Below are 13,438 nucleotides of genomic sequence, written 5' to 3' on the forward strand. Positions count from 1 at the left end.
AAAGATCCGTATACCGCCGGGCGGTATACGGATACGTCGCGCGATCGCGTGTGGGCAGGGCAGGGCAGGGCAGGGCAGGTGGGGCAGGGCAGGTGGCCCGTTCCTGGCTGAGGGCGGCCCGTCTCAGCAGGCGTCGCGCAGCAGCTCGGTGAGATCGTGGTCCAGGTCCAGATAGAGGTGTTCGCGGCCGGCCGGGACCAGGCCGTGCACCCGCTCCAGGAAGCGGCGCAGCTCGGCGGTGCGCAGGTGCACCATCGCCGTGCCCTCGGGGGCGTGGAACTCCATGACCGTACGGCCGTAGCCGAAGGGCCGCACCCGCACATCACCGGCTCCGGCGGGCTCGGTGATCCCCGTGGCCAGCAGCTCACGGGAGAACTCCCAGGTCACCTCGGTGCCCTCCAGCGTCGCAGGCGGCGGGAAGGCCATGCGTACGGTGAAGGGGTCCTCACGGTCGTAGTGCAGCGTCGCGGGAACGATCTCCACCTGGGGGGTGGACGCGACCAGGCGGGCCTGTACGGCCTCTTCGATGACGGGTGACATGACTGCTCCCCTTCGACGGACCGGCGACGGTTCGGATGGGGTCGTCTCCGGCGGTCTTCTCCTTATGAGAAAGACGGAGGAGCGGGCCGATAAGTGCGCCTGGAGGGGAGTGACGTGTGTCACTTCTCTTGAGGGTTTGCCGGGCCGGCGGATGGTCCTGGGGCGGCTGCGGCGGTCAGGGCAAGGGAAGGACGCACTTCGGAGGCGGCGCCCTGAGTCCCCTGAGCGCCGCGAGATCTGTGGGGCCTCGGAGGCGCGGGCCGCTCGGAGGCGCGGGCCGCTCAGGGAGATCGGGCTCAGGGTGATCAGTGGGGGAGCTGTGGGAGCGTCTGGCGGTACGAGGCGAGCGCGGGCGCGGTCTTCGTCGCGATGAATTCGGTGATCCGGTACACGCAGACACCGCCGGTCACAAAGGGGTCGGCCGCCGTGATCCGCTGGATCTCGGCACGGTCCTCCCCGACCGCCAGGATCACCCCGCCGTCGCGCGGGTTCTTGCGGCCCGAAGCGATGAAGACACCGGACGCGTACTCCGCGTCCAGCCAGGCCACATGGGCGTCGAGAAGCTCGTCAACGCGCTCGATGGGACCGGTATAGGTCAATTCCAGAACGAACATGATCGCCAGATTAGCCAAGACCCGGATCAGCCAGAACGTGGGCGGCCCACAGGTCCCGTCCGGCCCTAGGGTGGTGATCATCATGACCATGCTCAGAACGCCTGCGGACGAGACCGAGGCACGCGCCATCCAGGACGAACTGCGCGGCCGCGTCGTGCTCGGCGAGCCGGGGCCGCCGCCCGGCACGGGCCTGGTGACCGGGGTGGATGTGGCGTACGACGACGAGCGGGATGTCGTCGCCGCCGCGGCCGTCGTACTCGACGCCGCGACCCTCGCCGTGGTCGACGAGGCCACCGCCGTCGGCCGCGTCACCTTCCCCTATGTCCCCGGGCTGCTCGCCTTCCGGGAGATCCCGACCGTCCTCGCCGCCCTCGCCTCGCTGACGAAGGGCCCGGGGCTGGTCGTCTGTGACGGTTACGGGCGGGCTCATCCGCGCCGCTTCGGGCTCGCCAGCCATCTCGGGGTGGTCACCGGGCTGCCGGTGATCGGGGTGGCGAAGAACCCGTTCACGTTCTCGTACGAACAGCCGGGCGCCCGGCGTGGTGACTTCTCGCCGCTGCTCGCGCATGGCGGGGAGGCGGGCAGCGTTCAGGGAGATGCCGAGGAGGTGGGCAGGGCGCTGCGCACCCAGGAGGGCGTCAAGCCGGTCTTCGTCTCCGTCGGCCACCGCGTCGATCTCGCGACCGCCTGCGCGCACACCCTCCACCTCGCCCGCGACTACCGCCTTCCCGAGTCGACCCGGCGGGCCGACACCCTCTGCCGCAGGGCGCTGCGCGAAGCGACCGGTTAGTGACCGGTTATCGATCTGTTGTGACCGATTGCGACCGGTCGGCGACCGGGTGAGGCCGGTCCCGGTCCTGACCGCGCTGCTGCCGCGCGTCCGCGACCCACAAGCGGACCCCCGCCGTCCGCTCCGCGCCCTTGTCGGTGGCCGACGCTAGCGTGGGAGGAAACAGGGGGACGCGACAGCGGAGGCCGGGATGGCGACGAAACCGACAGGCGCGCGGACGACATGGGAAGAGGTGCGGGAATTCGCCCTCTCGCTGCCCGGTGCGGCGGAGGAATTCCCCTGGGGTGAGCCTGTCGTCAAGGTCAACAAGAAGATCTTCGTCTTCCTCGGCATGGGGCACGGCACCGATCCGCTGGGCGTCGGATTCAAACTCACGGACGAGGCCGCGCACGCCCACGCCCTGTCCCTCCCGGGCGCCGAGCCCGTCGGATACGGACTCGGCAAGGCCGGCTGGGTACGGGTCCCGCTGGAAGAGAAGGGCGCGCAGCCCGCCCGGCTGCTCTGCGACTGGGTGGAGGAGAGCTATCGCGTCATCGCCACCAAGAAGCTGATCGCGGAGCTGGACGGCATAGGCTCGGCGACGAAGAGCTAAGCGCTTGCTTCGCCGGGGTCTTGTGCGGTGTGGAGCGGCTTCTTAGCATCGCTGGTGTTACATCGGTTGTGTCACAGTGCTGGGGGCCCAGATGGCAGCGACAGGAAACGGTCCGCCGACCGAGGCGACGGGAAACGGTCCGCTGACCGGCGTCCGCGTGGTCGAGCTGGCCGGGATCGGGCCCGGCCCGTTCGCCGCCATGACGCTCGCCGACCTCGGCGCCGACGTCGTACGGATCGACCGGCCGGGCGGCGCGGGCCTCGGGATCGACCCGGCGTACGACCTGACCAACCGCAACAAACGCTCCGTGCTGATCGACCTCAAGGCCGAGGACGGCGCGGCCCGGGTCCTCGATCTAGTCGAGCGCGCCGATGTGCTCATCGAGGGGTACCGGCCCGGCGTCGCCGAGCGCCTCGGCATCGGCCCCCAGGAGTGCCTGGACCGCAATCCACGGCTGGTGTACGGGCGGATGACCGGCTGGGGCCAGGAAGGCCCGCTCGCCGAGCGCGCGGGGCACGACATCGGCTACATCGCCGTCACCGGCGCCCTCTCCATGATCGGCAAGGCCGAGGAACCGCCCGCCCTGCCCGCCAACCTCCTCGGGGACTACGCGGGCGGCGCGCTCTATCTCGTCATCGGGGTGCTCGCGGCGCTCCAGCACGCGCGTACCCCCGGCGGCACCGGCCAGGTCGTGGACGCGGCGATCGTCGACGGGACCGCCCACCTCACCACCATGATCCACGCCATGATGGCCGCCGGTGGCTGGCAGGACCGGCGGGGCGCCAACCTGCTCGACGGGGCCAGCCCCTTCTACGGCTCCTACGAGACCGCCGACGGCGCGTACATGGCGGTCGGCGCGCTGGAGCAGCGGTTCTACAACGAGTTCATCGAGCTGCTCGGCATCGCGGACGAGGTCCCGGCCCGTAAGGACTTCGCGCGCTGGGACGAGCTCCGGGACGCCGTCGCCGCCCGGTTCAGGACGAAGACCCGGCGGGAGTGGACCAAGATCTTCGAGGGCTCCGACGCCTGCGTCGCCCCCGTCCTGTCGCTCACCGAGGCCCCCGCCCACCCGCATCTCGCGGCCCGGGGGACGTTCACGGATCACGGCGGCATCACCCAGCCGGCCCCCGCGCCCCGGTTCTCCGCCACCCCGGGGTCCGTGCGCCGCCCGCCCGCGCAGCCGGGGGCGGACACCGCCGAGGTCGCCCGCGACTGGGACCTGCCCGCGCGGGAGACGGACGGGCCCGCACGCGAACGGCCCGCACCCGGCCAGGGCGTGCCCGTACGCGACACCGAGGGGAGCTGAGATGAAGCGCCGGATCTTCGCCGCCGAGCACGAGGCGTTCCGCGCGACCGTCCGTACCTTCCTCGCCAAGGAGGTCCTTCCCCACCACGATCAGTGGGAGAAGGACGGGATCGTGAGCCGGGACGCCTGGCTGGCGGCCGGCCGGCAGGGGCTGCTGGGCCTCGCCGTACCTCAGGAGTACGGAGGCGGCGGCGACCCGGACTTCCGCTACAGCGCCGTCCTCGCCGAGGAGTTCACCCGGGCCGGTGCTTCCGGGCTCGCGCTCGGCCTGCACAACGACATCATCGGCCCCTACCTCACCACGCTCGGCACGGCGGAACAGAAGCGCCGCTGGCTGCCCGGTTTCTGCACCGGCGAGATCATCACCGCCATCGCGATGACGGAACCGGGCGCGGGCTCCGACCTCCAGGGCATCCGCACCACCGCCGAGGACCACGGCGACCACTGGCTGCTCAACGGCTCGAAGACCTTCATCTCCAACGGCATCCTCGCCGATCTGGTGATCGTCGTCGCCCGCACGACTCCGCAGGGCGGCGCGAAAGGGCTCTCCCTGCTGGTCGTCGAGCGCGGGGCGGCCGGCTTCGAGCGCGGCCGCAACCTCGACAAGATCGGCCAGAAGGCGCAGGACACCGCCGAGCTGTTCTTCCACGACGTCCGCGTCCCCAAGGAGAATCTGCTCGGCGAACTCAACGGCGCCTTCGGTCATCTGATGAACCACCTGGCGCAGGAGCGGCTGAGCATCGCGATGGCCGGGATCGCCGGCGCCGAACATCTGCTGGAGATCACCACGCGACACGTCAAGGAGCGCGAGGCGTTCGGGCGGCCGCTGGCCGCACTCCAGCACATACGGTTCGAGGTGGCCGAGATGGCCACCGAGTGCGCCGTCACCCGGACGTTCCTCGACCGCTGCATCGTCGACCACGCGAACGGGGAACTCGACGCCGTGCACGCCTCGATGGCCAAATGGTGGGCCACCGAGCTGCACAAACGGGTCGCGGACCGCTGCCTGCAACTGCACGGCGGCTATGGCTACATGACGGAGTTCCCGGTCGCCAGGGCGTTCACGGACGGCCGGATCCAGACGATCTACGGCGGTACGACCGAGATCATGAAGGAGATCATCGGCCGGTCACTGCTGGCGTGACCAGGCGGGCGGCCCATCTCTCCGCCGTCCAAGCCCTCCCGTGTCGCTCGCCGCTCCACCGCTCGCCGCTCCACCGCTTCAGTGAAGTCTCCGCATTCTCCGAAAGGCAGTTGCCGTGAGTACCGAAGCGTTCGTCTACGACGCGATCCGCACCCCGCGCGGCCGCGGCAAGGCCCATGGCGCCCTGCACGGCACCAAGCCGATCGACCTCGTCGTCGGCCTGATCCACGAACTCCGTGGCCGCTTCCCCGGTCTCGACCCGGCCGCGATCGACGACATCGTGCTCGGTGTGGTGAGCCCGCTCGGCGACCAGGGCTCGGACATCGCGCGGGTCGCGGCCATCGCCGCCGGACTGCCCGACACCGTCGCCGGCGTACAGGAGAACCGCTTCTGCGCCTCCGGCCTGGAGGCCGTCAACCTGGCCGCCGCCAAGATCCGTTCCGGCTGGGAGGACCTGATCCTCGCGGGCGGCGTCGAGTCCATGTCGCGCGTACCGATGGGCTCCGACGGCGGGGCCTGGGCGATGGACCCGATGACCAACTTCGCGACCGGGTTCGCCCCGCAGGGCATCGGCGCCGACCTGATCGCCACCCTCGGCGGCTTCACCCGGCGCGATGTCGACGAATTCGCCGCGCTCTCCCAGGAACGGGCCGCCACCGCCTGGAAGGAAGGCCGCTTCGGGCGCTCGGTCGTCCCGGTCCTCGACCGCAACGGACTCACCGTCCTCGACCACGACGAGCACCCGCGCCCCGGCACCACCGCCGACTCGCTCGCCGCGCTCACACCGTCCTTCGCCGCCATCGGCGAGCAGGGCGGCTTCGACGCCGTCGCCCTGCAGAAGTACCACTGGGTCGAGCGGATCGACCATGTCCACCACGCGGGCAACTCGTCCGGCATCGTGGACGGCGCCGCCCTCGTCGCCATCGGCTCCCGGGAGATCGGCGAGCGGTACGGGCTGACGCCCCGCGCCCGGATCGTCTCGGCCGCCGTCTCCGGCTCCGAACCGACCATCATGCTGACCGGCCCGGCCCCCGCGACCCGCAAGGCACTCACCAAGGCCGGACTGACCATCGACGACATCGACCTGGTCGAGATCAACGAAGCCTTCGCGGCGGTCGTCCTGCGCTTCGTCGGGGAGATGGGAATCTCCCTCGACAAGGTCAATGTCAACGGCGGCGCCATCGCGCTCGGCCACCCGCTCGGCGCCACCGGGGCGATGATCCTCGGCACCCTCATCGACGAACTGGAGCGCCAGGACAAGCGGTACGGCCTCGCCACGCTCTGCGTCGGCGGCGGCATGGGCGTCGCGACCATCGTCGAGCGCCTCTGACCGGCCCGTTCCCCTCCCCGCCCGTTCCCCTCCCACCCGGCACGGCCCGCACGGACTTTACGGAGCAGCAGCATGAGCGAGTCCACCACCATCCGCTGGGAACAGGACGGGACGGGCGTCGTCACCCTCGTCCTCGACGACCCGAACCAGTCCGCCAACACCATGAACCGGGCGTTCCGGCAGTCCGTCGCGGCCGTCGCCGACCGCGCGGAGGCCGAGCGGGACAGCATCCGCGGCATCATCGTCACCTCCGCCAAGAAGACCTTCTTCGCGGGCGGCGACCTCAAGGACCTGATCAAGGCCCGCCCCGAGGACGCCCAGGAGGTCTTCGAGAGCGGCCTGGCCGTCAAGCGCGCCCTGCGCCGCATCGAGACCCTCGGCAAGCCTGTCGTCGCGGCCATCAACGGCGCCGCTCTGGGCGGCGGTTACGAGATCGCCCTCGCCTGCCACCACCGCATCGCCCTCGACGCCCCCGGGTCCAGGATCGGCCTGCCCGAGGTCACGCTCGGGCTGCTGCCCGCCGGCGGCGGAGTCACCCGTACCGTACGGCTGATGGGCATCGCCGACGCGCTGCTGAAGGTACTGCTCCAGGGCACCCAGTACACCCCGGAGCGCGCCCGGGACAACGGTCTGATCCATGAGGTCGCCGCCACCACCGAGGACATGCTCACGCGGGCGCGCGCCTTCATCGACGCCCACCCCGAGTCGTGGCAGCCCTGGGACGTCAAGGGCTACAAGATCCCGGGCGGCACACCGTCCACCCCACGTCTCGCCGCCAACCTGCCCGCTTTCCCTGCCACCTTGAAGAAGCAGATCGCGGGCGCCCCCTACCCCGCGCCGCGCAACATCCTCGCGGCGGCCGTCGAGGGCTCTCAGGTCGACTTCGAGACCGCGCAGATCATCGAGGCCCGGTACTTCACCGAGCTGGTCACCGGCCGGATCGCCAAGAACATGATCCAGGCGTTCTTCTTCGACCTCCAGGCCGTCAACTCGGGTGCGGGACGCCCCCGCTCCGTCGTACCGCGCGAGGTCCGCAAGGTCGCGGTCCTGGGCGCCGGGATGATGGGCGCGGGCATCGCGTACTCCTGCGCGCGCGCCGGTATCGACGTCGTCCTCAAGGACGTCACGCGGGAAGCGGCCGAACAGGGCAAGGGGTACGCGGAGAAACTCCTCGCCAAGGCGCTCTCCCGGGGCCGGACGACCGGGGCCGAGCGCGACGCGCTGCTCGCCCGCATCACCCCGACCGCCGACCCCGCCGACCTGGCCGGCTGCGACGCCGTGATCGAGGCGGTCTTCGAGGACGCCGCGCTCAAGCACAAGGTGTTCCAGGAGATCCAGGACGTCGTCGAGCCGGACGCGCTGCTCTGCTCCAACACCTCCACCCTGCCCATCACCGCGCTCGCCGACGGCGTGTCACGCCCCGCCGACTTCATCGGGCTGCACTTCTTCTCACCCGTCGACAAAATGCCGCTCGTCGAGATCATCAAGGGTGAACGCACCGGCGACGAGGCCCTCGCCCGCGCCTTCGACCTGGTGCGCAGGATCAAGAAGACCCCGATCGTCGTCAACGACTCGCGGGGCTTCTTCACCTCGCGTGTCATCGGGCAGTTCCTCAACGAGGGCGTCGCGATGGTCGGCGAGGGCATCGAGCCCGCGTCGGTCGAACAGGCCGCCGCGCAGGCCGGCTACCCGGCCAAGGTGCTCTCGCTGATGGACGAGCTGACGCTCACCCTGCCGCGCAAGATCCGCGAGGAGACGAGGCGCGCGGTCGAGGAGGCGGGCGGCACCTGGTCCGGGCACCCGGCGGACGCGGTCATCGACCGGATGGTGGACGAATTCGGGCGACCGGGACGCAGCGGCGGCGCCGGCTTCTACGTGTACGCCGAGAACGGCGAGCGCGTCCGCCTCTGGCCCGGCCTGCGCGAACACTTCGCCAGGCCCGACGCCGGCGTACCCTTCCTCGACATGCGGGAGCGGATGCTCTTCTCCGAGGCCCTGGACTCCGTCCGCTGCCTCCAGGAGAACGTCCTGACCTCGGTCGCCGACGCCAACATCGGTTCCGTCATGGGCATCGGCTTCCCGGCCTGGACGGGCGGGGTGCTCCAGTACATCAACGGGTACGAGGGCGGCCTGCCCGGCTTCGTCGCGCGCGCCCGCGAGCTGGCGGAGCGGTACGGCGAGCGGTTCGAGCCGCCCGCGCTGCTGGTCGAGAAGGCGGCGAAGGGCGAGCGGTTCAGCGACGCCTGACCCACCACGGGCGCCCCGCGCCCCGCCCCGCGCTCCAGGCCGTCCTCACTCCGCCTGGAACGCGGCCCGCAGCTCCTCCTTCAGCGACCGCTGGAAGGCGGTCACCAGTGCCCGCACCACCAGCGGCCGCATATGGGCCGACAAGGACTTCATCGCCGCGACCTGCTCCTGGTCGGATTCGCGCTCGCGGTACGGCGCCCACACCTCGTCCCGGAACAGCCGCGTCAGCGTCTGCGCCGCCTCCCGGGTGTGTTCCAGCAGGACCGCCCGTGCCGCGAGGATCGTCTCGTACGCGATCGGCACCTCCAGCAGCTCGACGCCGAGCCGCAGCAGCCCCGGATCCAGCCGGTAGGTGTCCGGACCCTCGCCCCGCACGAGGACCCCCATCGCGGCGAGCCGGTCGATGTCCTCCTCGCCCAGCCCCCGCCCGGCGCGCCGCTCCAGCTCCGCCCGCGTGGCGTCCTCCTCCGAGTCCGGTGCCCAGGAAGCCACCAGCGCGCGGTGGACGGCCAGATCGTGCGCGCTCAGACCGGGCGGCAAATGCTCCAGATAGCGTTCGATCGCGGCGAGCGTCATGCCCTGGTGCTGGAGCTCGTCGATGAGCGCCAGCCGGGACAGATGCCCCCGCCCGTAACGGCCGACCCGGCGCGGCCCGATCACCGGGGGCGGCAGCAGCCCCCGGGCGCTGTAGAAGCGCACGGTCCGTACGGTGACCCCGGCCCGTGCGGCCAGCTCGTCGACGGTGAGCGCCGGCTCCTCGGTATCGACCACCATGCCCACACCTCGCTTCTCGGACCAGGAGCAACAGTATTGCCGCGCCACCACGGCGGTGAAAGGGCGGACGGGACTGTCAGTGGCCGCTTCTACGGTGGCGAGATGTCGGAGGCGGTGTACGACATCGCCGACGGGGAGGGCGGCCGACTGCCACGCGGGGAGCGAAACCCTCGGCACACCACTTGACGCTCGGCGGCGCTCACCTGGAAGAATCCGATCCCCGGTGAGCGATTCTGTTTGCCATTGATTGTTTCTGGTCCATCCGATGGATATGTGTGCCGTCCGGCGACGAAGCGGAGAATCGCGTGGCAGTCAATCGCAGGTCGTTCCTGGCAGTCGGCGCGACCGGTTCACTCGCGGGGCTGCTCGCCCCGGGCAACGCACAAGCCGATCCGGCCACTTCCTCCTCCCGGGCCTCCTCCGGCCGTACCGTCGAACTCACCGACGGCTGGCGGTTCTCGCTGGTCAACCCGGCCGGGATCACCGACCCGACCGGTGCGTACGCCGACGCCGCTAAACCCGACTTCGACGACTCGGCGTGGCGCGCGGTCGCCGTGCCGCACGACTGGAGCATCGAACTCACCCCCACCACGGACTTCGGGACCGCGGCGGGCACCGGCTTCCTGCCGGGCGGCCTCGGGTGGTACCGCAACTCCTTCACCCTGCCGCGCGAACTGGCCGGCAAGCGGATCTCCGTGGAGTTCGACGGCGTCTACATGGACTCGTACGTGTACTGCAACGGCACACTCGTGGGCAACCACCCGTACGGCTACACCGGATTCGCCTTCGACCTCACCCCGTTGCTGCACACCGACGGCAGGACCCCCAACGTCATAGCCGTCAAGGTGCAGAACCAACTCCCCAGCAGCCGCTGGTACTCGGGCAGCGGGATCTACCGGCACGCCCGGCTGGTGATCACCACCCCGGTACACGTGGAGCGCTGGGGCACCGCCGTCACCACGCCCGACCTCGCCCGTACCGTCGCGGCGGGCCACGCCACCGTCAGCGCGCGGACCACCGTCGCCGACGCGTCCGGCGGCGGCACGAAGGTCTCCGTCGTCACCACGGTGCGCGACCCCGATGACCACGTGGTGGCCCGGGCGAGTTCATACCTGACGACGGGGCAGACCCCGACCGCCGCCACACAGGAGATGACCGTCCGGCATCCCCGACTGTGGTCGTTCGACACCCCGCACCTCTACAGCCTGGACACCGAACTGCGCGTCGACGGAAAGACCGTGGACACGTACCGCACCACCTTCGGATTCCGCTCCCTCACGATCGACCCCGACAACGGACTCACCCTCAACGGCGAATACGCCAAGATCCAGGGTGTCGACCTCCACCACGACCAGGGCGCCCTGGGCGCCGCCGTCAGCGGCGACGCACTGCTGCGCCAGATGACCCTCATGAAGTCCATGGGTGTCAACGCCCTCCGGACCTCGCACAACCCGCCGTCACCGGAGATGATCGAGGTCTGCGAACGCCTGGGCATCCTCATGATGGTCGAGGCGTTCGACTGCTGGAAGACCGGCAAGAACGCCCACGACTACGGCCGCTTCTTCGACGCCTGGTGCGACGCCGACATCGCCGAGATGGTCAAGGCCGCCCGTAACTCCCCGGCGGTGATGCTGTGGTCGATCGGCAACGAGATCCCTGACTCCACCGGCGAAGCCGGACTCGGCATGGCGCAGCGGCTCATCGACGGCATCCGCGCCCTCGACACCACCCGCCCGATCGTGATCGGCTCGGACAAGTACCGCGCGCTGCCCGCCGTGGGATCCCCGGCCGACCGGATGCTGAGCAAGATCGACGGTCTCGGCCTCAACTACAACTCCGCCGCCTCGGTGGACGCCCTGCACGCGCGGTACCCGCACCTGTTCCTCTTCGAGTCCGAGTCCTCCTCGGAGACCTCGACCCGCGGGACGTACCAGGAACCCGCCCACCTCAACACCGGCGAGAACCACACCCCCGGCAAGCGCGAGACCTCCTCCTTCGACAACAACCTCGCGTCCTGGACGATGAGCGGCGAGTACGGGCTCAAGAAGGACAGGGACCGCCGGTTCTTCGTCGGGGAGTTCCTGTGGTCGGGCATGGACTACATCGGCGAACCGACGCCCTACGACGTCTTCCCGGTCAAGGCGTCGTTCTTCGGCGCGGTGGACACCGCCGGCTTCCCGAAGGACATGTACCACCTCTTCCGCAGCCAGTGGACCAGTGAACCGATGGTCCACCTGCTGCCCATGGACTGGACCGACCACCGGCCCGGCGAGACCGTCGAGGTCTGGGCGTACGCGAACGTGGACACGGTCGAGCTGTTCCTCAACGGCACATCGCTCGGCGTCCGGAAGTTCGACACGAAGAGGACGACCGACGGCAGGACCTACCTGGAGACCACCGAGCCGACCGGGGACGACAAGACCGTCACCTCCGGCCCCTACCCAAGCAGTTACACCAGCCCGAACGGAAGCGCCGGAAAACTGCACCTCGTCTGGCAGGTGCCTTTCGCGGCCGGGGAGCTCAAGGCGGTGGCCCGCCACCAGGGACGCCAGGTCGCCACGGACGTGCTGCGCACCGCCGGTGCACCACACGCCCTGCGGCTCACCCCGGACCGCCCGGCCTTCGACGCAGACGGCCGCTCCGTGTGCTACGTGACCGCCGAGGTGATCGACGCGAGGGGAGTCGTGGTGCCCGGCGCCGACAACCGCATCGCCTTCCACGTCACCGGCGGCTCGCTCGCCGGGGTGGACAACGGACGCCAGGAGAGCGCCGAACGCTACCAGGCCTCCGACCGGGCCGCGTTCCACGGCAAGGCCCTGGCCATCGTCCGGTCGGGCACCAAGCCCGGCAAGGTCGCCATCACCGCCGAATCGGCGGCCCTGCGCCCGGCGACCATCACGGTCCGCGCCACCAACGCGGCCGTCCTCTCCCGCGCACCGGCCCCGGCCCCGCAGCCCGACCCGGGCACCGGGACCCCGAACTACCCCCTGGCGGATGCCAGTTACTCAGGGTCGCCGAACACGCTGCCGACGGCCATGCTCGACGGGAACACCAACACCGGCTGGTCGAACGCGTTCGCCAAGAGCGCGACCGCGCTCCTGCCCGCCTTCAACGGAGCACGCCCGTCCGACTGGGTATCGGTGACGTGGGACGGCCCGCGCACCTTCACCACCGTCGAGATCACCTTCACCGTCGACGCCACACACGCACTGCCGGCCTCCGTGACGGCCTCGTACTGGGACGGCCGAAAGTACGTCCCGGCAAAGAACCAGCACATCACCTGGGCCACCACCTCCGGGTCACCGACCACCCTGACCTTCGACCGCCTGACGGCCGCACGCCTGAGGCTCGACCTGACAAGCGCCCAGCCCGGCACCACGGGGGGAGCCCAGCGAATCACCACCCTGGAGGTCCCGGAATCCTGAGCCGAGCCCTACCGGCCGGTACGGTTCGCCCGACGCCGCGACTCCTGGGGGCGCGGGCGACCCGTGAGCCCGGGGGGCGTACGAGCGCTTGCGGCGGCGAGCTTTGTGGGGCCGACGGACGGAGGCGGGCGGCGGGCGGAAAGCCCGCCGCCCGCCTCGACGGCAAGGCGGAAGCCACAGCCCCGCAGACGCGGGGACGACAGCAGAATCGCCGCGATCCCGCCGCCCATCCACGGAACACCCCCGCAGGCGCGGGGGACGACGCCGAGGTGGATCCAGCGACGGTCAGGGTGAGGGGAACACCCCCGCAGGCGCGGGAACGACGCGCTGATCTCCAGTGTGTAGGCGCCGACTGCGGGAACACCCCCGCAGGCGCGGGGACGACAGCACGGAGGGATGCGTCGAGGCTGCCAACGGGGGAACACCCCCGCAGGCGCGGGGACGACCAGTCGAGCGTGGATTCCGTAGGTGACGGAATCGGAACACCCCCGCAGGCGCGGGGACGACTCCTCGCTCCGAACGAACTCCGTCAGCGCAACCGGAACACCCCCGCAGGCGCGGGGACGACGGGCAGTAAGGGTGGCGACGCGCCCGCCGAGCAGGAACACCCCCGCAGGCGCGGGGACGACCAGTGAGACGCGGGTGCGTCCAACGACGGTGGGGGAACACCCCCGCA

10 protein-coding genes and 1 CRISPR repeat array (1 of these 11 cut by a window edge) are annotated in these 13,438 nt (G+C 70.7%); of the genes, 7 read left to right on the forward strand and 3 right to left on the reverse strand.

The window, feature by feature from the left end:
* Nucleotides 1–123: 123 nt before the first annotated feature.
* Together ACIBAE_RS08005 and ACIBAE_RS08010 are read right to left on the reverse strand one after the other, a co-directional pair.
* Nucleotides 124–540 (reverse strand): SsgA family sporulation/cell division regulator, encoded by a 417-nt coding sequence (locus tag ACIBAE_RS08005; RefSeq protein WP_399283000.1) that lies wholly within the window; start codon nucleotides 538–540, stop codon nucleotides 124–126.
* 305 nt (nucleotides 541–845) lie between these two features.
* Nucleotides 846–1,154 (reverse strand): YciI family protein, encoded by a 309-nt coding sequence (locus ACIBAE_RS08010; protein WP_399283001.1) that lies wholly within the window; start codon nucleotides 1,152–1,154, stop codon nucleotides 846–848.
* An 82-nt stretch (nucleotides 1,155–1,236) separates the two neighbouring features.
* Between ACIBAE_RS08010 and ACIBAE_RS08015 the strand changes: the two genes are divergently transcribed.
* From ACIBAE_RS08015 to ACIBAE_RS08040, 6 genes are all read left to right on the forward strand, one after another.
* A complete protein-coding gene (locus ACIBAE_RS08015) occupies nucleotides 1,237–1,944 on the forward strand; it encodes an endonuclease V (protein WP_399283002.1) in 708 nt (235 codons plus the stop codon).
* A gap of 190 nt (nucleotides 1,945–2,134) precedes the next feature.
* Nucleotides 2,135–2,536: an MmcQ/YjbR family DNA-binding protein gene (locus tag ACIBAE_RS08020; protein WP_399283003.1), complete on the forward strand. Its 402-nt coding sequence runs from the start codon at nucleotides 2,135–2,137 to the stop codon at nucleotides 2,534–2,536.
* 91 nt (nucleotides 2,537–2,627) lie between these two features.
* Nucleotides 2,628–3,842, forward strand: coding sequence for a CaiB/BaiF CoA transferase family protein (locus ACIBAE_RS08025; RefSeq protein ID WP_399283004.1), 1,215 nt, complete (start codon nucleotides 2,628–2,630; stop codon nucleotides 3,840–3,842).
* Between the two features lies 1 nt (nucleotide 3,843).
* Entirely contained in the window at nucleotides 3,844–4,986 is a 1,143-nt protein-coding gene (locus ACIBAE_RS08030; RefSeq protein WP_399283005.1) for an acyl-CoA dehydrogenase family protein, read from the forward strand.
* A gap of 115 nt (nucleotides 4,987–5,101) precedes the next feature.
* On the forward strand, nucleotides 5,102–6,316 hold the full coding sequence (locus tag ACIBAE_RS08035) for an acetyl-CoA C-acetyltransferase (RefSeq protein WP_399283006.1): 1,215 nt from the start codon (nucleotides 5,102–5,104) through the stop codon (nucleotides 6,314–6,316).
* Between the two features lie 72 nt (nucleotides 6,317–6,388).
* Nucleotides 6,389–8,563, forward strand: a complete 2,175-nt coding sequence (locus ACIBAE_RS08040) for a 3-hydroxyacyl-CoA dehydrogenase NAD-binding domain-containing protein (protein ID WP_399283007.1) — start codon at nucleotides 6,389–6,391, stop codon at nucleotides 8,561–8,563.
* A gap of 45 nt (nucleotides 8,564–8,608) precedes the next feature.
* Here ACIBAE_RS08040 and ACIBAE_RS08045 read toward each other — a convergent pair whose 3' ends face one another.
* Nucleotides 8,609–9,337 (reverse strand): MerR family transcriptional regulator, encoded by a 729-nt coding sequence (locus tag ACIBAE_RS08045; protein ID WP_399283008.1) that lies wholly within the window; start codon nucleotides 9,335–9,337, stop codon nucleotides 8,609–8,611.
* A gap of 305 nt (nucleotides 9,338–9,642) precedes the next feature.
* On the opposite strand from ACIBAE_RS08045, the gene ACIBAE_RS08050 reads away from it, so the two are divergent.
* Nucleotides 9,643–12,762 (forward strand): glycoside hydrolase family 2 TIM barrel-domain containing protein, encoded by a 3,120-nt coding sequence (locus ACIBAE_RS08050; protein WP_399283010.1) that lies wholly within the window; start codon nucleotides 9,643–9,645, stop codon nucleotides 12,760–12,762.
* A 173-nt stretch (nucleotides 12,763–12,935) separates the two neighbouring features.
* A CRISPR array of direct repeats spans nucleotides 12,936–13,438; the repeat unit is 28 nt; unit sequence GGAACACCCCCGCAGGCGCGGGGACGAC (it continues 929 nt past the right edge of the window).

The sequence above is a fragment of the Streptomyces sp. NPDC051569 genome (assembly GCF_044454085.1).
In the GTDB taxonomy this organism is placed as follows: domain Bacteria; phylum Actinomycetota; class Actinomycetes; order Streptomycetales; family Streptomycetaceae; genus Streptomyces.

Coding starts and splice junctions, on each gene's coding strand:
- ACIBAE_RS08025 (WP_399283004.1), top strand. CDS start 2,628: ATGGCAGCGACAGGAAACGGTCCGCCGACCGAGGCGACGGGAAACGGT.
- ACIBAE_RS08040 (WP_399283007.1), top strand. CDS start 6,389: ATGAGCGAGTCCACCACCATCCGCTGGGAACAGGACGGGACGGGCGTC.
- ACIBAE_RS08010 (WP_399283001.1), bottom strand. CDS start 1,154: ATGTTCGTTCTGGAATTGACCTATACCGGTCCCATCGAGCGCGTTGAC.
- ACIBAE_RS08030 (WP_399283005.1), top strand. CDS start 3,844: ATGAAGCGCCGGATCTTCGCCGCCGAGCACGAGGCGTTCCGCGCGACC.
- ACIBAE_RS08045 (WP_399283008.1), bottom strand. CDS start 9,337: ATGGTGGTCGATACCGAGGAGCCGGCGCTCACCGTCGACGAGCTGGCC.
- ACIBAE_RS08015 (WP_399283002.1), top strand. CDS start 1,237: ATGACCATGCTCAGAACGCCTGCGGACGAGACCGAGGCACGCGCCATC.
- ACIBAE_RS08020 (WP_399283003.1), top strand. CDS start 2,135: ATGGCGACGAAACCGACAGGCGCGCGGACGACATGGGAAGAGGTGCGG.
- ACIBAE_RS08005 (WP_399283000.1), bottom strand. CDS start 540: ATGTCACCCGTCATCGAAGAGGCCGTACAGGCCCGCCTGGTCGCGTCC.